This window comes from Nocardioides sp. URHA0032 (assembly GCF_000620645.1).
Lineage (GTDB): Bacteria > Actinomycetota > Actinomycetes > Propionibacteriales > Nocardioidaceae > Nocardioides.
In genome coordinates this window covers 1-19,461 of the sequence record NZ_JIAV01000021.1, presented here as the reverse complement: position 1 = coordinate 19,461, position 19,461 = coordinate 1, and the positions used below count along the sequence as shown (strand labels likewise).

Annotated in this window: 21 protein-coding genes and 1 tRNA gene; 10 read left to right on the top strand and 12 right to left on the bottom strand. The window is 71.2% G+C overall.

Translation table 11 applies throughout. From position 1 onward, the window contains the following. Nucleotides 1–98 precede the first annotated feature (98 nt). A tRNA-Arg gene (locus tag N538_RS0112215) sits at nt 99–171 on the top strand. A gap of 242 nt (nt 172–413) precedes the next feature. Next, a complete protein-coding gene (locus N538_RS0112210) occupies nt 414–1,817 on the top strand; it encodes a choice-of-anchor P family protein (RefSeq protein WP_028637538.1) in 1,404 nt (467 codons plus the stop codon). 61 nt (nt 1,818–1,878) lie between these two features. Here N538_RS0112210 and N538_RS0112205 read toward each other — a convergent pair whose 3' ends face one another. Together N538_RS0112205 and N538_RS0112200 are read right to left on the bottom strand one after the other, a co-directional pair. Beyond that, a complete protein-coding gene (locus N538_RS0112205) occupies nt 1,879–2,784 on the bottom strand; it encodes an LCP family protein (RefSeq protein WP_036570373.1) in 906 nt (301 codons plus the stop codon). After that, nucleotides 2,784–3,377: a hypothetical protein gene (locus N538_RS0112200; RefSeq protein WP_155992079.1), complete on the bottom strand. Its 594-nt coding sequence runs from the start codon at nt 3,375–3,377 to the stop codon at nt 2,784–2,786. The genes N538_RS0112205 and N538_RS0112200 overlap by 1 nt, the downstream gene beginning before the upstream one ends. Before the next feature lie 185 nt (nt 3,378–3,562). On the opposite strand from N538_RS0112200, the gene N538_RS0112195 reads away from it, so the two are divergent. Then, nucleotides 3,563–7,345: a multifunctional oxoglutarate decarboxylase/oxoglutarate dehydrogenase thiamine pyrophosphate-binding subunit/dihydrolipoyllysine-residue succinyltransferase subunit gene (locus N538_RS0112195; protein WP_028637535.1), complete on the top strand. Its 3,783-nt coding sequence runs from the start codon at nt 3,563–3,565 to the stop codon at nt 7,343–7,345. A 109-nt stretch (nt 7,346–7,454) separates the two neighbouring features. Further along, the gene (locus tag N538_RS29005; protein ID WP_180936248.1) at nt 7,455–7,631 is read left to right on the top strand and encodes a DUF6104 family protein; all 177 of its coding nucleotides are present in this window, start codon (nt 7,455–7,457) and stop codon (nt 7,629–7,631) included. Between the two features lie 232 nt (nt 7,632–7,863). Here N538_RS29005 and N538_RS25135 read toward each other — a convergent pair whose 3' ends face one another. After that, entirely contained in the window at nt 7,864–8,418 is a 555-nt protein-coding gene (locus N538_RS25135) for a TetR family transcriptional regulator (RefSeq protein WP_051549232.1), read from the bottom strand. Beyond that, nucleotides 8,411–10,684: an arylsulfatase gene (locus N538_RS25130; protein WP_051549231.1), complete on the bottom strand. Its 2,274-nt coding sequence runs from the start codon at nt 10,682–10,684 to the stop codon at nt 8,411–8,413. The genes N538_RS25135 and N538_RS25130 overlap by 8 nt, the downstream gene beginning before the upstream one ends. Nucleotides 10,685–10,746: 62 nt before the next feature. Between N538_RS25130 and N538_RS27420 the strand changes: the two genes are divergently transcribed. From N538_RS27420 to N538_RS28430, 4 genes are read left to right on the top strand one after another with little or no spacing between them, the layout of a single operon-like run. Next, the gene (locus tag N538_RS27420) at nt 10,747–11,394 is read left to right on the top strand and encodes an acetoacetate decarboxylase family protein (protein WP_051549230.1); all 648 of its coding nucleotides are present in this window, start codon (nt 10,747–10,749) and stop codon (nt 11,392–11,394) included. A gap of 1 nt (nt 11,395) precedes the next feature. After that, entirely contained in the window at nt 11,396–11,866 is a 471-nt protein-coding gene (locus N538_RS25120; protein WP_197025328.1) for an MmcQ/YjbR family DNA-binding protein, read from the top strand. A gap of 25 nt (nt 11,867–11,891) precedes the next feature. Next, nucleotides 11,892–12,065, top strand: coding sequence for a hypothetical protein (locus tag N538_RS28435; protein WP_155992078.1), 174 nt, complete (start codon nt 11,892–11,894; stop codon nt 12,063–12,065). A 9-nt stretch (nt 12,066–12,074) separates the two neighbouring features. Then, nucleotides 12,075–12,215: a hypothetical protein gene (locus tag N538_RS28430; protein ID WP_155992077.1), complete on the top strand. Its 141-nt coding sequence runs from the start codon at nt 12,075–12,077 to the stop codon at nt 12,213–12,215. A 4-nt stretch (nt 12,216–12,219) separates the two neighbouring features. Here the strand turns inward: N538_RS28430 and N538_RS0112155 are convergent, their stop codons facing one another. The 3 genes from N538_RS0112155 to N538_RS0112145 are packed head-to-tail and all read right to left on the bottom strand — an operon-like array spanning nt 12,220 to nt 14,619. Next, complete coding sequence (locus N538_RS0112155) at nt 12,220–12,441, bottom strand: hypothetical protein (RefSeq protein WP_028637534.1); 222 nt, start codon at nt 12,439–12,441, stop codon at nt 12,220–12,222. 10 nt (nt 12,442–12,451) lie between these two features. Continuing rightward, nucleotides 12,452–13,540 carry a fatty acid desaturase family protein gene (locus N538_RS25115; protein WP_036570370.1) on the bottom strand — a complete coding sequence of 363 codons (1,089 nt, stop codon included), beginning with the start codon at nt 13,538–13,540 and terminating at the stop codon, nt 12,452–12,454. 11 nt (nt 13,541–13,551) lie between these two features. After that, the gene (locus N538_RS0112145) at nt 13,552–14,619 is read right to left on the bottom strand and encodes a ferredoxin reductase (protein ID WP_051549229.1); all 1,068 of its coding nucleotides are present in this window, start codon (nt 14,617–14,619) and stop codon (nt 13,552–13,554) included. 142 nt (nt 14,620–14,761) lie between these two features. Here N538_RS0112145 and N538_RS0112140 point away from each other — a divergent pair, with 142 nt between their 5' ends. Next, nucleotides 14,762–15,388: a TetR family transcriptional regulator gene (locus N538_RS0112140; RefSeq protein ID WP_028637532.1), complete on the top strand. Its 627-nt coding sequence runs from the start codon at nt 14,762–14,764 to the stop codon at nt 15,386–15,388. Nucleotides 15,389–15,452: 64 nt separating this feature from the next. Here the strand turns inward: N538_RS0112140 and N538_RS0112135 are convergent, their stop codons facing one another. From N538_RS0112135 to N538_RS0112120, 4 genes are all read right to left on the bottom strand, one after another. Beyond that, nucleotides 15,453–16,118 (bottom strand): SDR family oxidoreductase, encoded by a 666-nt coding sequence (locus N538_RS0112135; RefSeq protein WP_028637531.1) that lies wholly within the window; start codon nt 16,116–16,118, stop codon nt 15,453–15,455. Continuing rightward, a complete protein-coding gene (locus N538_RS0112130; protein ID WP_028637530.1) occupies nt 16,115–17,083 on the bottom strand; it encodes a zinc-binding dehydrogenase in 969 nt (322 codons plus the stop codon). The genes N538_RS0112135 and N538_RS0112130 overlap by 4 nt, the downstream gene beginning before the upstream one ends. 24 nt (nt 17,084–17,107) lie before the next feature. Next, nucleotides 17,108–18,283: an NAD(P)-dependent malic enzyme gene (locus tag N538_RS0112125; protein WP_028637529.1), complete on the bottom strand. Its 1,176-nt coding sequence runs from the start codon at nt 18,281–18,283 to the stop codon at nt 17,108–17,110. Nucleotides 18,284–18,404: 121 nt separating this feature from the next. Next, nucleotides 18,405–18,719 carry a S24/S26 family peptidase gene (locus N538_RS0112120; protein ID WP_028637528.1) on the bottom strand — a complete coding sequence of 105 codons (315 nt, stop codon included), beginning with the start codon at nt 18,717–18,719 and terminating at the stop codon, nt 18,405–18,407. Nucleotides 18,720–18,772: 53 nt separating this feature from the next. Between N538_RS0112120 and sodN the strand changes: the two genes are divergently transcribed. Then, entirely contained in the window at nt 18,773–19,174 is a 402-nt protein-coding gene (sodN, locus tag N538_RS0112115; protein WP_028637527.1) for a superoxide dismutase, Ni, read from the top strand. A gap of 29 nt (nt 19,175–19,203) precedes the next feature. Here sodN and N538_RS25110 read toward each other — a convergent pair. Next, nucleotides 19,204–19,461: tyrosine-type recombinase/integrase (locus N538_RS25110; RefSeq protein ID WP_036570366.1), on the bottom strand; the 258-nt coding region annotated here is incomplete at its 5' end.

The window sequence follows — 19,461 nt, the reverse complement described above, 5'->3', positions numbered from 1 at the left end:
ACGGGCTCTCGGTCCGATGCAGACCCGATGGCAGATCCGATTGCAGCGTGGCCGCGGGTCGGCTGTAGGGTTCTGCCAGTCCCGCACCGCGGGGCGATGCCTCCGTAGCTCAGGGGATAGAGCACTGGTTTCCGGTACCAGGTGCCGCAGGTTCGAATCCTGCCGGGGGCGCCCTTCATCTCCACCTGGAACACGTTCCAGAATTCAGGGAAAACGCCTGTTCAGACCGGAAGTTACGCCGGTCCGGGAAATGGGCATCAGAGGTCAAGACCGGCTCGGGTTTTCTCGGGCCCACCTCTCCCCAAACCGCCGGTTCGATGCCCACAATCGACGCCAGCATGGGATCCAGCAGCAGCCGCAGCTGACGGGGAGGGACGCAGCGGCTCCGGCATCTGAGAGAGCAGGAAACCGCCTTGAACACCTCGCCCCTCCGCAGGGCTGTCGCGACCGTCTCGGTCTGCGCCGCCGGCTTCGCCGGTGCCCTTGCCACCACTCCGGCCGCCGACGCGGCGCACCACACCGGCCGCCACGCGGAGCGTGGTGCCGGCACCCCGGTGAAGACCGACCTCGGCTACAAGGGCACCGTCTACGGCACCAAGCTGCTGCTCGACGGTGTCGAGGTCCGCAACGCCAAGACCGCGTTCGCCCAGCAGCGCTGCACCCGGTACGCCGGCCGCGAGGTCACCAAGGGCGCCGAGATCAGCGACCTGGGGATCCCGCTGGTCGCGGGCGGCCTGTCGACGTCGTACACCCAGACCTACCGCAAGGACGGGGTGCACGGCGTCCGCGGTGTCAGCACCATCGGCGACCTCTCGCTCGGCGGAGAGTTCCAGGGCCAGCAGACCCCGACGCTCGACCTCACGGGCCTCGTCTCGACCGCGGACGCGTTCCAGAAGGCCGACGGCACCTTCGGGCACACCGAGGGCTTCTCGTTCGGCGGGCTCTCCATCGGCAACCTGCCCGACCAGGTCCCGCAGGAGCTCCAGGACCTCCTCGACGTCCTCGGCCAGACCACCGGCGACATCGTCGGCCAGGTGATCGACGTGCTCCACCAGGCCGGCGACACCATCGACATCCCCGGCCTGGGCAGCATCGGCCTGGCCGGCGTGAAGTCCGGCAAGACCACCGACCACTCCGCGTCCTCGCAGAGCTACGCGCTGCGGCTCACCGTGACCGCCACCGGCCACCCGACCGAGATCACCCTCGGCCGCGCGCGCACCGCGATCTACGAGCCGGTGCCGGCGGGTGTCTTCCAGTCCCGTGCGATGGGCCTCGCCCTGCTGGGCAGCAACGACCTGGTCAGCCTCGGCGGGCTCGAGGAGCAGTCGCTCCCCTGCTCGGGCAGCAACGGCAAGGTGCAGAAGCACAGCATCGCCGACGTCCGCGTGCTCGGCGGCCTGGTCGGCATGACCGGCGTCCAGTACGACCTGATGGGCGACCAGAGCCCGAACGGCGCCGCCCGCGGCTTCGTGCGGACCACGATCGGCTCGCTGAACGTGCCGAGCATCGGCCTGGTCATCGACGGCATCACCTCGAAGGTCAACCTCCGCAAGGCCGCGGACACCACCAAGGTCCAGCGCACCGTCCAGACCTCGATCGCGAAGATCACGCTGAACGGCGAGGAGATCGCGGTCCCGACCCGGGCCGGGCAGATCGTCGACCTCGGCAGCGGGAACTTCCTGAAGTACCGCGTGATCAGCCGCAACAGCTGGACCGGCGTCGAGACGCGGGCGCTCACGCTGACCCTGCCCGACCTGATCCCCGACGGGGCGATCCTCGACCTCGCCTGGGCGGGCGGTCACATCAGCCCGAACTGACCCCGGTCACCACCAGCAGCAACCGCGACGATCGGGCCCTGCCGCCCCGGACAGCTCCGGGTCAGCAGTGCTCGATCGTCGCGTCGGTGCGCGCCTCGTCGCCGAGCCGGCGCGCCATGTCGGTGGACGGCAGCACGACGCTGGCCCCGCCGATGTCGCCGATGCCGCCCTGGACCACGCAGCTGGTGATCTTCCGCGGCTCCACCTGCGCCATCGCCTCGGCGAGCCTGAACAGCTCGGCGGGCGGCAGGTTCGTGTAGAGGTGCGCCATCACCGACAGCACGCCCTTCTCGATGAAGCCGGGGACGTCGGCCTTCGCGCGCACCTTCGCCTGGATGCCGCGCAGCACGCGCTGCTGGTTGGCGGACCGGTCGAAGTCGCCGCGGAGCAGGTTGTGCCGGATGCGGGAGAACGCCATCGCGTCGTACCCACCGAGGTGGATCCGGCCCTTCGGGAAGCCCTGCGGCTTGAGGTAGGTGTCGTCGAAGGCGATCGGATTGTCGACGTCGATGCCGCCGATGTCCTTGATCATCGCCTGGAAGAACTTGAACCGGGTGATGAAGACGTAGTCGGGCTGGATGCCGACCAGGTTGCCGACCGTCTGGCCGAGCAGCTGCGGACCGCCGTAGTAGAGGGACGCGTTGATCTTGTCGAAGCCGTGGCCCGGGATCTCGACCCACGAGTCGCGGGGGACGCCGATGGCCGTGGCCGCGCCGGTCCTCGTGTCCATGCCGACCAGCTGGAGCGCATCACCGCGGGTGTGCGTCATGTCCTCGCCGGGGCGGGCGTCCGAGCCGACCGCCAGGATCCAGATGACGTCGGGGCTGAGGTCGACGCCGTTCGCCTGGTCGACCTTCACCAGGGCGACCTCGGTGGTCTTCACCGCGGAGTCCGGCACGACGAGCGCCGCGATCGCCAGCACCAGCCCGACCGTGACCAGCCGGAGCGTCCTCCGCCAGCGGCTCATCACACCGCCCCCTTCGTCATGTCGTAGCCGAAGACCCGCCAACCGTCGTCGGTGTGCGTGAGGAACAGTCGCCCCTTGACCCGCACCTCCCGCTCGAGGTCACCCGTGGTGCCGAAGCCGAGGAACACGTGGGCGGTCACGCCGACGGGGTGCTGCTTCACGGCGAGCACGTCGATGCGGACCACGCTCCGGTGCGGCGTGACGCCGTCGATCCGGTCGCCGATGTCCTCGTTGCTCATCAGCGCCCGGTCGCCGTGCGCCTCCTCCTGTGCGCCGGGCGTGAACCCCGGCCATGCGTCGGCGAAGTCCCGGCGGGGGTAGCCGCCCCCGAGGTACGCCGCCTCGGTCCAGCCGTCGACTACGTCGCCGACCTGCTGCGCGAGGCGCTGCCGGACCTCGGGCGTGAGCCTCCCGGTGATCGTCCCGAACGACACCTGGGACTCGACGGCGTGGTCGACCGACGCGCCCGGGGACCCGGGAGCGCCGGTGAAGCCGCCGTCGTCGTCGGAGCCGGCGCTGCAGCCCGTGGCCCCGAGGGTGAGGATGAGCGCCGCCACGGTCGCGCGGCCGGCTCGTCGTACTGGTCTCGTCATGCTCCGGGACTCCCCTGTTCGAGCGCTCTTCCGGTGGGTCTGCCCGGCAGTGTGAGCGACGCGGATGTGGCTCGGGGCACACCACGCCGAAATGCCACCCCGGCAGTCTGCATTTGCTGGGGCGGGGGTCTAGCCTTGACGACTGAACTACCCCCGTGCACGTTCCGGAAGAGGCGAATCAAACCGTGCCGCAGTCCCCAGGCAACAAGTCCGCCGTCCCCAGCCATTTCGAGGGGGCCGACTTCGGCGCCAACGAGTGGCTCGTGGAGGAGATGTACGACCAGTACCAGCGGGACCCCGGCAGCGTCGATCCGACGTGGGTGAAGTACTTCCAGGGCAACGGCAAGCCTGGCGCGGCGCCGTCCAACGGCACGTCGCACGCGGCCCCGGCCGCGAAGCCGGCACCGGCCTCGGCCTCGACCTCGACGTCGACCTCGACATCGTCCTCTGCGCCGACCCCGACCAAGGCTCCGGAGCCGAAGCAGGTCGAGCACAAGGACCCGACCCCGACCCCCGCCCCGGTCGCGAAGCCGCGCCCGCAGACCAAGGCCGCCGAGCCGGCCAAGGGCACCTCGAACCCGGTCCCGAAGGAGTCCCGTCCCCCGGCCCCGCCGGCGGCCAGCGACGAGCCGACGTACACCGTCCTCCGCGGTGCCCCGGCCCGCACGGTGCAGAACATGGACGCCTCGCTCTCGGTCCCGACCGCGACCTCGGTCCGCTCGGTGCCGGTCAAGCTGCTCTGGGACAACCGCACCGTCATCAACAACCACCTGGCCCGGGCCCGCGGCGGCAAGGTGTCCTTCACGCACCTGATCGGCTACGCGCTGGTCAAGGCGCTGACGTCGATGCCGGAGATGAACGTCGGCTTCGACGTCGTCGACGGCAAGCCGAACCTGATCACGCCCGCGCACATCAACCTCGGCCTCGCGATCGACGTGAAGAAGCCGGACGGCACGCGCCAGCTCCTCGTCCCGAGCATCAAGGCCGCCGAGTCGATGGACTTCGCGGCGTTCTGGACGGCGTACGAGGAGATCGTGCGCAAGACCCGGGACAGCAAGCTGACGATCGAGGACTTCCAGGGCACGACGATCTCGCTGACCAACCCGGGCGGCATCGGCACGGTGCACTCGGTGCCGCGCCTGATGAAGGGCCAGGGCGCGATCATCGGCGTCGGCGCGATGGAGTACCCGCCCGAGTGGCAGGGCGCGTCCGAGGACGCGATCGCCCGCAACGCGATCAGCAAGGTCATGACGCTGACCTCGACGTACGACCACCGGGTCATCCAGGGCGCGCAGTCGGGTGAGTTCCTCAAGCGGATGCACCAGCTGCTGCTGGGCCAGGACGAGTTCTACGACGAGATCTTCCGCTCGCTGCGGATCCCGTACGAGCCGATCCGCTGGGCCAACGACATCTCGACGTCCCACGACGACGAGATCAGCAAGCAGGCCCGGATCCTCGAGCTGATCCACGCCTACCGGGTGCGCGGCCACATGATGGCCGACACCGACCCCCTCGAGTACCGGCAGCGCAGCCACCCCGACCTCGAGGTGGAGTCGCACGGCCTGACCCTGTGGGACCTCGACCGCGAGTTCGCCACCGGGTCGTTCGGCGGCGAGGGCCGGCGGTTCATGAAGCTGCGCCACATCCTGGGCATCCTGCGCGACTCGTACTGCCGCACCACGGGCATCGAGTACATGCACATCATGGACCCCGAGCAGCGTCGCTGGATCCAGGAGCGGGTCGAGCAGCCGCACACCAAGCCGCCCCGCGAGGAGCAGCTGCGGATCCTGCTCAAGCTGAACCAGGCCGAGGCCTTCGAGACCTTCCTCCAGACCAAGTTCGTCGGCCAGAAGCGGTTCTCCCTCGAGGGCGGCGAGACGACGGTCCCGGTCCTCGACGAGATCTGCGAGGCGGCGGCCGAGGCCGGGCTCGACGAGGTCACGATGGGCATGGCGCACCGTGGCCGGCTGAACGTGCTCGCGAACATCGTCGGCAAGAAGTACAGCCAGATCTTCCGCGAGTTCGAGGGCAACATCGACCCGCGCACCGTCCAGGGCTCCGGCGACGTGAAGTACCACCTCGGCGCCGAGGGCGAGTTCGTCGCCGGCTCCGGTGCCGAGATCAAGGTCTCGGTCGCCGCGAACCCCTCGCACCTCGAGGCCGTCGACCCGGTGCTCGAGGGCATCGCCCGAGCCAAGCAGGACGTGCTCGACCGTGGCCGGGAGTACCCCGTCCTGCCGCTGCTCGTGCACGGCGACGCGGCGTTCGCCGGCCAGGGCGTGGTCGCGGAGACGCTGAACCTCTCGCAGCTGCGCGGCTACCGCACCGGCGGCACCATCCACGTGGTCGTCAACAACCAGGTCGGCTTCACCACCTCCCCCGGCTCGTCGCGCTCGTCGCTGTACTGCACCGACGTCGCGCGGATGGTCCAGGCGCCGATCTTCCACGTGAACGGCGACGACCCGGAGGCGTGCATCCGGGTCTCGCGGCTGGCGTTCGAGTACCGCCAGGCGTTCAACAAGGACGTCGTCATCGACCTGGTCTGCTACCGGCGGCGGGGTCACAACGAGGGCGACGACCCGTCGTACACCCAGCCGCTGATGTACGACCTGATCGAGCAGAAGCGCTCGGTCCGCAAGCTCTACACCGAGTCCCTCATCGGTCGTGGCGACATCACGATCGAGGAGGCCGAGCAGGTCCTGCGCGACTACCAGCAGCAGCTGGAGCGGGTCTTCACCGAGGTGCGCGAGGCGAGCAGCCAGCCCGCGGAGTGGACGACGGTGCCGGACTACCCGGACAAGCCGAGCGGCGAGACCCGGACCGCGGTCTCCACCGAGGTGATGAAGCGGATCGCGGACGCCTACGTGACGCCGCCGGACGGCTTCACCGTGCACCCGAAGGTGATGCCGCAGCTCCAACGCCGCTCGGCCGCGATCGCGGCCGGCCCGATCGACTGGGGCACCGGCGAGATCCTGGCGCTCGGCTCGCTGCTGATGGACGGCCGCCCGGTCCGCCTGGCCGGCCAGGACTCGCGCCGCGGCACCTTCGTCTCCCGGTTCGCGACGATCATCGACCGCCACAACGCCGACGAGTGGACGCCGCTGGCCAACCTCACCGAGGACCAGGCCAAGTTCTACATCTACGACTCGCTGCTCTCGGAGTACGCCGCGCTCGGGTTCGAGTACGGCTACTCGGTCGCCCGTCCCGAGGCACTCGTGCTCTGGGAGGCCCAGTTCGGCGACTTCGTCAACGGCGCCCAGACGGTGATCGACGAGTTCATCACCTCCGGTGAGACCAAGTGGCGCCAGCAGTCGGGCGTCGTGCTGCTGCTGCCGCACGGCTACGAGGGCCAGGGACCGGACCACTCGTCCGCGCGGATCGAGCGGTTCATGACCATGGCCGCCGACGACGCGTTCGTGATCGCCCAGCCGTCGACGCCCGCGTCGTACTTCCACCTGCTGCGCAAGCACTCGCTCGGTGAGGACCACCAGCCGCTGATCGTCTTCACGCCCAAGTCGATGCTGAAGCGCAAGGAGGCGGCCTCCACCCCGGACGAGTTCACGACCGGCACCTTCCGGCCGTTCATCACCGACGCGCAGGCCGACCCCGACCAGGTCGACACGCTGCTGCTGTGCTCGGGCCGGGTCACCTGGGACCTGATGGTCGAGCGCGCCAAGCGCGAGGACGCCGGCCGGTTCGCGATCGCCCGGGTGGAGCAGCTCTACCCGCGGCCCGAGGCCGAGATCCGCGACGAGATCGCGCGCTTCCCGAAGCTCAAGGCCGTGCGCTGGGTGCAGGACGAGCCCGCCAACATGGGCGCGTGGCCGCACTACGCGCTCAACGTCTGGGCGCACGTCGATGCCCAGGTCGAGCTCGTCTCGCGCACCGAGTCCTCCTCCCCCTCCGTCGGCACCGTGAAGCGGCACGCCGAGGAGCAGAAGGACCTCGTCGCCCGCGCGTTCAGCTGACGGGGGTCACCGTGGTTTGTCGTCGAGTGACGCGAACTGGCTGTCTTTCGGCCCGATTCGCAGCCACTTCGCGTCACTCGACGGTCCCGGCCCCGGCCGGGGAGGCCTGATGTACTTCACCGACCGGGGCATCGAGGAGCTCGAGAAGCGCCGGGGGGACGAGGAGGTCACCCTGGCCTGGCTCGCCGAGCGGCTCCAGGAGTTCACCGACACGCACCCGGAGTTCGAGACCGCCGTCGAGCGGTTCGCGACGTGGCTCGCGCGGCTGGACGACCCGGAGGACTGAACAGGGCGGGTTTCTCCGGCTGACCGGAGAAACCCGACCGACACGCCGCAGGACGACCGGCGTGTCGTCGGGTTTCCCACGACAACCCCTAGCTCGGGAGCCAGGTCGGGGAGGTCAGCCAGGTGTCGAAGAACCGGGTGGGGTTCATCCCGGTCAGCTGCTCGACGAACGCCTCGAAGCCGGCCCGCTCGATGTTGCCTTGGATCCTCCGAGACGTGCCGAGCCCCGATTCTCACACGAGCGCGTCGAACCCCCGGTCGACGAGCCTGCCGAGGTCACCACCGTCGCGGAGCCAGGCCGCGGTGGCCGCGCGGAAGACGGCGATGCCCACCCCCGCGAGGATCTCGGCGTCCGTCTCGCCACGCGCGACCAGCGCCGCGGCCAGGGCGTGCTCCCACGAGGCGAAGGTGTCGAAGAGCCGACCCCGTAGCACCGGCGACGTCGCGGCCGCCCGCTGGCGCAGCGCGACCCGCTCCCGGTCGTCGCCGAAGCCGTCGGCGACCCGTACGACGGCCGCGCGGACCACCGCCAGGCCGCGACCCTCGGCACCGGCGACCAGCTCGCGCAGCTCGGCCTGCCGCTCGATGCGGCCCATGTCGAGGACCTCGTCCTTGCCGGCGAAGTAGCGGAAGAACGTGCGCGCCGAGACACCGGCGTCCGCCGCGATCGCCTCGACCGAGGTGGCGTCGTACCCGTCCGCCGCGAAGCGGCGGAGCGCGGCGTCCTCGAGTGCTCGCCGGGTGTCGGCCTTGTGCTGCTCGCGGCGGCCCGCCGACGGCTCAGTCACTCGCGACGGCCGCCTTCAGCTCGGTGCCGCGCTCGGGCCGGGCGTCCGGCCGGCCGCTGCGGAGCTCCACGCGGTCGAGGACGCCGCTGAACGTGAACGGCGGCCGGTAGTCGCGGCTCACCGCGACGCCACGATCGCGGCCGACCAGCAGGCCGGCCCCGGCGGTCGAGAGGTTCGGGAAGAACATCAGGCCGGGCAGCGGCGCCTCCGCGACGTCGGCGCCGTCGACGGCGAGCACCACCCGCGCCGAGCGGCCCGGCTCGTAGCGCAGCTCCAGGACGTGCGCTCCCGGAGCGAGCGGGTCGGTCGCCGCGAGCCGCACCGGCCCGTCGAGGAGAGCGAACGTCGCGGTCGGACGGCCGTCGAGGAGGTAGCACGCCCAGCCGCCGTGCCGGTCCCCGAGCGCGGCGACGATCCCCTCTCCGCCGGTGGCCGGGACCTCGAGGTACGCCGTCAGCACGAAGCCGCCCATCGCGGCCGGGAGCTGGCTCTCCTGGACCGGGCCGCCGCCCGGGCGGTACGTCGCGGACGCCGGCGGCGGGAACTCGCCGGGGTGCAGGTGGGCCATCGAGGCCGGGAACTCGAACAGCGGGAGCACCTGGTTGCGGCCGGCCTCGGCCCACCACAGCCCCTCCAGGCGGCGTACGACGTCCGGGTGCTCGTCGGCGACGTCCGTGGACTCTGAGAAGTCCTCGGAGAGTCGGTACAGCGACCAGCGGTCGGTGTCGAAGTCGTGGCTGCCGATCACGTGCTCGCGCTCGCCGAACTGGTTCGCGACGTGGTCGGTCACGGCCTTCCAGCCGTCGTGGTAGATGCCGCGCGAGCCCATCATCTCGAAGTACTGGAGCCGACGGTGCTCGGCCGCGTCCGGGTCGGCGAAGCTCGCGAGCATCGACGCGCCGTCGATCGGCTGCTGGGTGACGCCGTCGACCGTCTCGGGCATCTCGACGCCGGCCGCGTCGAGCACGGTGGCGTACAGGTCGACGGCGTGGCAGAACTGCGGCCGCACTCCCCCGCGCTCGGCGAGCCGGTCGCCCCACCGCACGACGAGCGGCGTCCGCACGCCGCCGAGCCAGGCGTACCGCTTCCAGAGGCGCAGCGGCGCGTTGCCCGCCCACGCCCAGCCCCACGGGTAGTGGTTGTTCGCGTCGGGCCCGCCGATCTCGTCGATGTGCTCGAGCGCAGTGCCGACGTCCTCGGTGAGCCCGAGCCAGCCGGCCGCCTCGTTCAAGGTGCCGGTGGGGCCGCCCTCGGCGCTCGCGCCGTTGTCCGACAGCACCATCACCAGCGTCTCGTCCGCGATGCCCTGCTCGTCGAGGAAGTCGAAGAGCCGCCCGAGGTGGTGGTCGGTGTGGGTCACGAACCCGGCGAACACCTCCATGTAGCGCGCGAACAGCCGACGCTCCTCGGCCGGGAGGCTCTCCCACTCCGGCACCCACGGCGGGCGCTCGGTCAGCACGGTGTCCGGCGGTACGACGCCCTCGGCGACCTGCCGGTCGTAGGCCCGCTGCCGCCAGGCCTCCCAGCCGTCGTCGAACTGGCCCCGGTACGGCGCCACCCACTCCTCGGTCACCTGGTGCGGCGCGTGCGCGGCGCCGGTGGCGAGGTAGCAGAGGAACGGCTTGCGGGCGGCGGCCTGCTGCTGGTCCCGGATCATCCGGATCGTCTGGTCGACCAGGTCCTCGGTGAGGTGGTAGCCCTCCTCGGGTGTCCGGGGCGGCTCGATGTGGGTGTTGTCGCGGACCAGCTCGGGCGCCCACTGGTTCGTCTCCGCGCCCAGGAACCCGTAGTAGCGCTCGAAGCCCAGTCCCAGCGGCCAGCGCTCGAACGGGCCGGCGGCGGAGTACTCGCCCTTCGGCGTCAGGTGCCACTTGCCGACCGCCATCGTGTTGTAGCCGTGGTCGCGCAGCACCCGCGCCATCGTGGCGGCGCTCGGCGGGATCCGTCCGTGGTAGCCGGGGAAGCCCAGTGCGGCCTCCTGGGTGACGCCCATGCCGACCGCGTGGTGGTTGCGACCGGTGAGCAGCGCGGCCCGGCTCGCCGAGCAGACCGCGGTGACGTGGAACCGGTTGTACCGGAGACCCTGCGCCGCCACCCGGTCGATGTTCGGCGTCCGGAAGCCGGCTCCGAAGCAGCCGAGCTGCGCGAAGCCGATGTCGTCGAGCACGACGATCAGCACGTTCGGGGCATCCGGCGCGGGTGCCGGGTACCCGACGAAGCGTGGCTCGGAGCTGTCGACGCGGGTGGTGATGCGTGGGGTCTGCACCGGGCAATTCTGTCACTCGACTGACACTTTTGTCGCGGGTCCGGGTGCGGCAGGATGCGGGCATGGCCGAGCAGACGAGCGAGCACACCTCCGACTCCCCGACCGCCTACCCGCCGGCGCCGTGGCGGATGGTCGGCCAGCTCTGGCTCTCGCTGTTCAGGCTCGGTGAGGACGTCGACGCCCTCCGGCCCGCCGGCGTGTACGGCGCGGCGTTCGTCAGCTACGAGCCCGGGTCGCCGCTGACCTACTCCGAGCTGCTGGTCGCGCGGCCGGTCCCGGTCGAGGGCCAGCGTGGCCGCCGGGTGTCGATCACCGACATCTGGGTGGACTCCCCCGCCTCGGTCGCCGGCGGCCGCGAGCTGTGGGCGATCCCCAAGGGGCTGTGCGACTTCGAGCTCGACACCGAGCACCGCGGACCGCTCTCGACCACGGACTGGTCGGCTTCCTTCGGTCGCCGGCCGATCGCGTCCGCGACGTTCTCCGACGTGTCCCGGGCGATGGTCCGAGTGCCGTTCAGGGGCAGCACGTGGCAGCCCGGCATCGAGGACACCGACGGCGAGGAGCGCTCGGCGGTCCTGCAGGGGTCGTCGAAGGCGCTGCCCTGCCGGGGCCACTGGGACTTCGCTGCGGACGGGCCGCTGGGCTGGCTGCGGCCCGCGCGGCAGCTGGGGTCCTTCCGGATGGCTGAGTTCCGGATGTCGTTCGGCTGAGGTGGTCGCCAGGATCGAGCCCGCCGAGGACGTCGTCCTCCGGCTCCGGACGGTTGCGATGTCGCTGCCCGAGGCCCGCGAGGAGGACGCCTGGACCGGCGTCCGCTGGCGCATCAGGACGACGACGTTCGCCCACGTGATGGTCGCGCAGCCGGGGTTCGAGTCGGCGTACCGCGAGATCACCGGCGACGACTCGACCAGGACCGTCCTGACCTTCCGGGCCACCGGCGACGAGCTGCTCGCCCTCACCCACGCCGGGCTGCCGTTCTACAAGCCGCCCTGGTCGCCGACGATCGTGGGCATGGTGCTCGACGACGACACCGACTGGGCCGAGGTCGCGGAGCTGGTCACCGAGTCGTACCGCTGCTGCGCGCCGGAGAAGCTGGTGCGGATCCTCGACGCCCCCGGACCCGCCGCGGGGACGGACGGCGGGCGCGGTCCAGCCGGACGCCCGGGGGGTACGCTCCACTGACCAACCATCCGCGGGGGAGGCCCTCATGGTCGTCTGGATCGTCATCGCCGCCGTCGTGGTCGCGCTCGCCGTGTTCGCGTTCTGGCCGCGGCAGCGCGGCATCGTGGACGACGACGTCCGCCGCCTCAAGCGCGACGCCGCCGCGGGTGGGCAGAACGGGAGCAACCGCTCGAACCCGCAGTTCAACGGTCCGCTCTAGGAGCCCGGGATGCTCTGGATCGTCGTCGCCGTCGTCGTGGTCGCGCTCGCGGCGTTCGCGTTCTGGCCGCGCGCGTCACGCGGCTACTCCGACAAGAGCGTCCGCGACGCCAAGGGCAGGGGCGACACCGACCTGTACGACGGACGCTGACCGGCTACCGGTCGTTGCTGCCGGGCAGCTCGTGCTCCGCGGCCGCCCGGCGGGTGGAGTCGCGGATCTCGAAGATCTCGGTCGCGAAGCCACCGATCGCCCCGGCGACGTCGCGGACGGCGCCGGTGAGGATCGTGGCCACCTGGCCGACCATCCCGGCGGCGGCCTCGACCGAGTCCTGAACGGCGTCCTTGCGGATCTCGTTGCGACTGAGGTGGTCCTTCATGTGGCCATCCTCAGGCGGCGACGGGCTCGGCCACAACGTGCTCCTGCCCACGCGGCCGGCCCGGCAGCGCCATCCGGCAGATCTTCCGCGCCACGCTGCCGAGCTGCCGGTGCAACGGACCGGTGTGGTAGGGCAGGCCGTACCTCTCGCAGATGTCGCGGATCTCGGCCGCGATCTCGGGGTACCGGCGGGCCGGCAGGTCCGGGAACAGGTGGTGCTCGATCTGGTGCGACAGGTTGCCGGTCAGCACGTGGAAGAGCTTGCCGCCGGTGATGTTCGCGGAGCCGAGCAGCTGCCGGTAGTACCACTGGCCCCGCGTCTCGTCCTCGCACTCCTCCTGGCTGAAGGTGGCGACGCCGGCCGGGAAGTGGCCGCAGAAGATGATGTTGAACGCCCAGATGTTGCGCACCAGGTTGGCGGTCGCGTTGCCGGCCAGCGTGAGCGGGAACAGCGGCCCCGTGAAGGCCGGGAACAGCACGTAGTCCTTGAGCGCCTGGCGCTTCACCTTGCGCATGATCCCGGCGTGCAGGGCCTTGTTCTCCGACATCTTCCGACGCCCGGCGACGATGTTCTCGACCTCGAGGTCGTGCATCGCGACACCCCACTCGAAGAAGACCATCAGCAGGAACGCGTACAGCGGGTTGCCCAGGTAGTAGGGGTGCCAGGGCTGGTCCTCGTCCATCCGCAGGATGCCGTACCCGATGTCGCGGTCCTTCCCTAGGATGTTGGTGTAGGTGTGGTGGATGTAGTTGTGGCTGTACTTCCACTGCTCGCTCGGGCAGACGTTGTCCCACTCGTACATCCGCGAGCTCAGCGCGGGGTCGCCCATCCAGTCGTACTGGCCGTGCATCACGTTGTGGCCGATCTCCATGTTGTCGAGGATCTTGGAGACCGAGAGGGCCGCGACCGCGAGCGGCCAGGCCGGCGGCAGGTAGAACAGGGCGCGACCGGCGACCTCGAGGCCGCGCTGGGTCTTGACGACGTTGCAGATGTACGCCGCGTCCTCCTCACCGAGGTCGTCGAGGATGCGGCGGCGTACGGCATCGAGCTCCTCGCCGAACGCGTCGAGCTCGTCCTTGGTCAGCTTCGGCTCGGTCATGGCTGTCCTCCTCAGAGGTCGACGACGCAGTCGCCGACGGGGGCGTTCACACAGATCTGGATGTCCTCGTCGGGCAGCGAGGACTCGACACCGGTGAGCACGTTGCGCACGGTGCCCTCGGTCTTGCGGGTGGTGCACGACAGGCAGATGCCCATCCGGCAGCCGGACTCCGGCGTGAGGCCCGCGGCCTCGGCCTGCTCGAGCAGCGGTGCGCCCGATCCGGCGACGGTCCGCCCGGACCGCTCGAACACGACGTCGCCGCCCTCGGCGCCGGCGCGCACCCGTGGCGGGCGGAAGTACTCGACCCGGAGCGCGTCCGACCCGTCGTACGTCGCCCGGACGGCCTCGATCATCGGCGCCGGACCGCAGGCCCAGGTAGGCACCTCGCGGTATCCCGGGACGAGGCGCTCGAGGTAGGCCGGCGACAGGTTCGGGTCACCGAGCTCGGGGTGCAGGAGGTGGACGTCGATGCCGTGGCCGGACCGCCCTACCTCGTCGAGCTCGGCCGCGAAGATCTGGTGGTCGGGGCTCTGTGCGTAGTGCAGGAACGTGATCCGGCCCCGGTGCGTGCGGCGCTGCAGGGTGCGCAACATCGACATCAGCGGGGTGATGCCGGAGCCGCCGCTGATCATCAGCACGTGCTCGGGGACCCGGGCCGGCAGCACGAACTCGCCCCGCGCCTGCGAGAGGTGCACCATCGTGCCCGCCGCCGCGCGCTCGACCAGGTAGCGGCTCACCACCCCGCCGGGGTTGGCGCGAACGGTGATCGTGAACCGGTCGCCCGGTCCGGACTCGGGGCTGGAGATCGAGAACACCCGCGTCGTACGGCGGGCGCCGTCGACCTCGACGCCGACCTGCACGTGCTGGCCGGCGCGGTGTCCCGCCCAGGTCGAGGTGGGCTGGAGGGTGACCGTGGCGACGGGCGGGTGACCGGGGACGTCGACCTCGCGGTGGACGGAGACGATCCGGGCACGCACCTCGTGCGCGGCCCACATCGGGTTCAGCTGCTCGAGGTAGCGGTCCACGCCGTGCGGCGACGTGAGGGCCGCCAGCGCCCGGGACCGGAGGATCCGGTTCACGTCCGCTCCTTCCTCTCAGTGAACACTCGTACACTGACAGTGTCGGCGCATACCGCGAGTACGGTCAAGGGCCGCGGCGGTGACCCCCGCCACGCCGCCCCGAGCGGGAGCACGGGCGTGCACCGGGGTCTAGCCTGAGGGCATGACCGAGCCGGTCTCCCGGGTGGAGCGCAAGGAGCGCACGCGGCGCGCGATCCTCGACGCGGCGCTGGAGCTCTCCGACGAGAGCACCCTCGCGGCCATCTCACTGCGCCAGGTGGCCAAGCAGGTCGGCATCGTGCCCACCGCGTTCTACCGGCACTTCGACTCGATCGACGCGCTCGGCCTGGCGCTCGTCGACGAGGCGTTCGCCTCGCTGCGCACGATGATGCGCGACATCCGTCGCGGTGACCCGGCGCTGGCGGACATCGTGGACCGCTCGGTGTCGGTGCTGGTCGACCACGTGCACGGCCACCGGGCGCACTTCCTGTTCATCGCCCGCGAGCGGGCAGCCGGGCCACCCGGCGTCCGCGACGAGATCCGGCACCAGATCGAGCTCTTCGAGCGCGAGCTCTCCACCGACCTGGCCAGGTTGCCGGGCACCGACACCTGGTCCCCCGAGGACCTCGGGGTGCTGTCGAACCTGATCGTCACCGCGATGGTGTCCACCGCCGAGTCCATCCTCAGCGCTGCCGGCCGTCCCGACGTCGAGAAGCAGCTGGTCGAGCAGGCCCGCACCCAGCTCCGGATGGTGCTCGTCGGCGCCCTGAACTGGCGCTCGAAGCCCTGACAGCGCCGTAGTCCCTGGCGAAAATGCTCTCCGGACGGCGTGTCGAGAGCATTTTCGTCAGGGACTACCCCGGACGGACGGTGAGGTCGGGGATGGTCGCGTCGCGGGGCAGGTCGAGCACGTGCAGGATGGCGTCGGCGACGGTCTCGGGCCGGATCCAGGCGCCCGCGTCGTACTCCTTGCCCTCCTGGCGGTGCACCTCCTCCTGCATCGGCGTCGCGGTCCGGCCCGGGTAGACCGTCGACACCCGCAGGTCCGGCTCCTCGCCCCGGAGCGCGTCGGCGAGCGCGCGGAGGCCGTGCTTGGAGGCGGCGTACGCCGACCAGCCGGGGTGCGCGGCGAGGCCGGCGCCGGAGTTCACGAAGACGACGGTGCCGCGGGCCGCGCGGAGTGCCGGGAGCGCGACCCGGGTGAGCGCGGCCGGCGCGACCAGGTTGACCCGCAGCTGCGTGGCCCAGTCGTCGACGGAGAGCTCGCCGACCGGGCCGAGCTCGACGACCCCGGCGGCGTGCACCACCGAGTCGAGCCGGTCCGGGAGCCGCAGCGACTCGACCGTCTCCGGCCAGGCGAGGTCGGCGACCTGCACGTCGGCGCCGTCGTACGACGAGCGCAGCTCCTCGGCCCGCTCCTCCGAGCGGGCGACCAGCACGAGCGCGTCGCCACGCTCGAGCAGCCGGCGCGCGAGGACCGCGCCGATACCGGAGCCCGCTCCGGTGACGAGGTGCGTCATCGGGTGAACACGATCTTGCCGAACTGCTCCCCGTCGAGCATGGCGGCGAACCCCTCGCGCGCCTCGGCCATCGGCAGCACCCGGTCGATCAGTGGCCGCGCGCCCGTCGCGTCGAGCATCGAGACCAGGGATGCCAGCTCGTCGCGGGTCCCCATCGTCGAGCCGATGACGCTGAGCTGGAGGAAGAAGATGCGGGTCAGCTCGGCGTCGTCGAGGTCCGGCCCGGACGTCGTGCCGGAGGTGACGATCCGGCCGCCGGGGCGCAGCGAGCGGATGGAGTGCGACCAGGTCGCCCGGCCGACGGTCTCCATCACCGCGTCGACCTTCATCGGCAGCCGCGCGCCGGACTCGAACACCTCGTGCGCGCCGAGGTCCGCCGCCCGCTGCCGCTTCGCCTCGTCGCGGCTGGTCGCGACGACCCGCAGCCCGGCCGCGCGCGCGAGCGTGATGACGGCCGTGGCGACCCCGCCGCCGGCACCCTGCACCAGCACGGTCTCGCCGGCCCTCAGCTGACCGCGCGTGAACAGCATCCGGTACGCCGTGAGCCACGCCGTCGGGAGGCAGGCGGCCTCCTCGAAGGACAGCGACGCCGGCTTCGGCACCACGTTGCGCCGCGGCACCGCGACCTTGTCGGCGAGGGCGCCCTGGTAGCGCTCGGAGAGCAGCGACCGCTTCGGGTCGAAGGTCTCGTCGCCGGTCCACGACGGGTCGCTGATGACCGCGTGCACGACGACCTCGTTGCCCTCCTCGTCGTATCCGGCGGCGTCACAGCCGAGGATCATCGGCAGCGCCTCCTCGCGGAGGCCGACGCCGCGCAGCGAGAACAGGTCGTGGTGGTTGAGCGAGGCGGCCTTGACGGTCACCGTGGTCCACCCGTCGGGGACCTCCGGGTCCGGCCGCTCCCCCACCTGCAGTGCCGAGAGCGGGTCGTCCTTCGAGAACGTGTCGGTGTAGACGGCGAACATGCTCCCAACCTATCGAGGGCTCGCCTACCGGCGCGCCACGCCGTCCCGCCGTGCGGCGGCCGCCACGGCCGTCGCGACCGCAGGCCCGACCCGCGGGTCGAAGGGCGACGGGATCACGTAGTCCTCGGCGCGCGCGTCGCCGACGAGGTCGGCGAGCGCCTGTGCGGCCGCGAGCTTCATGCCCTCGGTGATCGCGGTGGCGTGCACGTCGAAGGCGCCCCGGAAGATGCCGGGGAACGCCAGCACGTTGTTGATCTGGTTCGGGAAGTCCGATCGACCGGTGGCGACCACGCGAGCGTGCCGGTGGGCGACGTCGGGGTGGACCTCGGGGTTGGGGTTCGCCATCGCGAAGATGATCGAGTCCGCGGCCATCCGCGCGACGTCCTCCTCGGGCACGGTGCCGCCGGAGACGCCGAGGTAGACGTCGGCGCCGTCCAGCGCCTCGGCGAGGGTGCCGGTGCGGCCGGTCTTGTCGGCGGTCATCTCGGCGAGCTCCCGCTTGACCGGCGTCAGGTCGCTGCGCCCGGAGTGCACGACCCCCTTCCGGTCGGTGACCGCGAGGTCCTTGATGCCGGCCTCGAGCAGGATCTTCGCGATCGCGACGCCCGCGGCGCCCGCGCCCGAGATCACCACCCGCGTGGTCGCCGCGTCACGACCGGTCAGCGTCAGCGCGTTCCACAGGGCGGCCAGCGCGACCACCGCCGTACCGTGCTGGTCGTCGTGGAAGACCGGGATGTCCAGCATGGCCTTGAGCCGCGTCTCGATCTCGAAGCACCGCGGCGCCGAGATGTCCTCGAGGTTGATGCCCCCGAAGCTCGGCGCCAGCCGCGCGACCGTCTCGATGATCTCCTCGACATCCGTGGTGTCCAGGCAGATCGGTACGCCGTCGACGTTCCCGAACTGCTTGAACAGCACCGCCTTGCCCTCCATCACCGGCATGGCCGCGGCCGGTCCGATGTCGCCGAGACCGAGCACGGCGGTGCCGTCGGTGACGACCGCGACGGTGTTGGGCACCCAGGTGTAGTGCTGGGTCAGCGACGGGTCGCCCGCGATCGCCTCGCAGACGCGGGCGACGCCGGGCGTGTAGGCCAGCGACAGGTCGTCGCGACCCTCGAGCGGGACCGTGGCGCGGACCGCCATCTTGCCGCCGACGTGCAGGTCGAAGACCGGGTCGCCGGCGTGCGGGTGCGGAGCAGACATGGGGATGCTTTCCGTCGGGACGTGCGGACGCTCTCTGAGGAGGTGGCGGCTCGACGCGCGAGGGGTGGTGCGCGGAACCGTCGGACCTCGGGGTTCTCCCGCTCAGCAGTCTGGCACAGCGTCAGAGCCGCCGTGGCCGGGGCCAGATCCTGGCGACGGTGACAGCGATCACGTCCGGGTCGGGCACCGGCCCCCGGTGTCGCGAGTCGACGCCTTCGGCGGGGTTGTCCGACAGCAGCCACCAGGCCGGCTCGCCCGACGCGGTGACCCGTCGTCCGACCGCGCGCTTGACCGCGATCGTCCCGTCGGCGAGGCGGGCCACGACGAGGTCGCCCGCGTGGACGGGGCGCCGGTAGGACACCAGCAGCCGGTCCCCGGGCCGGAGCGCCGGCAGCATCGACCGGCCCCTGACCACCGCGAAGCCCCACGTCCACACGCGGAGTAGTGTCGCAGCGTTAGACCAGGACAACCGAAGACGAGAGGACCCGCATGTTTGCGCGACTGTTCGCCCCCACCCTCGAGGTTTCCGCCCACTGCGACCTTCCCTGCGGTGTCTACGACCCCGCGCAGGCCCGCATCGAGGCGGAGTCGATCAAGGCCATCATCGCCAAGGTCGCGGACAACGACGACCCGGACTTCCGCACCCGCGCCATCCTGATCAAGGAGCAGCGCTCCGAGCTGGTCAAGCACCACCTCTGGGTGCTGTGGACCGACTACTTCAAGCCGCCGCACTTCGAGAAGTACCCCCAGCTGCACACCCTCGTGAACGAGGCCACCAAGCTCGCGGGTGCCGCCGGCACCAAGGGTGAGCTGGACGCCGGCAAGGCCGACGAGCTGCTCGCGAAGATCGACGAGATCGCGGAGATCTTCTGGGAGACCAAGAAGGCTTGAGCTCGCGCACAGGCCGCTGGCCTGCGCTTTCACTCACTGGACGCCGCCTCAGTCCGCACAGAGTCCGCACGGGCACTGAACGGATCGAGCGCGGCGTCCAGCACGTTCCGGGTTCGGTCCTCGTCGCCCGGCCACAGGTGCGAGTAGGTCCGCAGCGTGATGACCGCCGAGGCGTGGCCGAGGAATGCCTGTACCTGCTTCACCGAGGCGCCGCCCGAGATCAACGCGGACGCCGCGAAGTGGCGGAAGGAGTGCGACGTCAGGTCAACACCGGCCGACACTGCCGC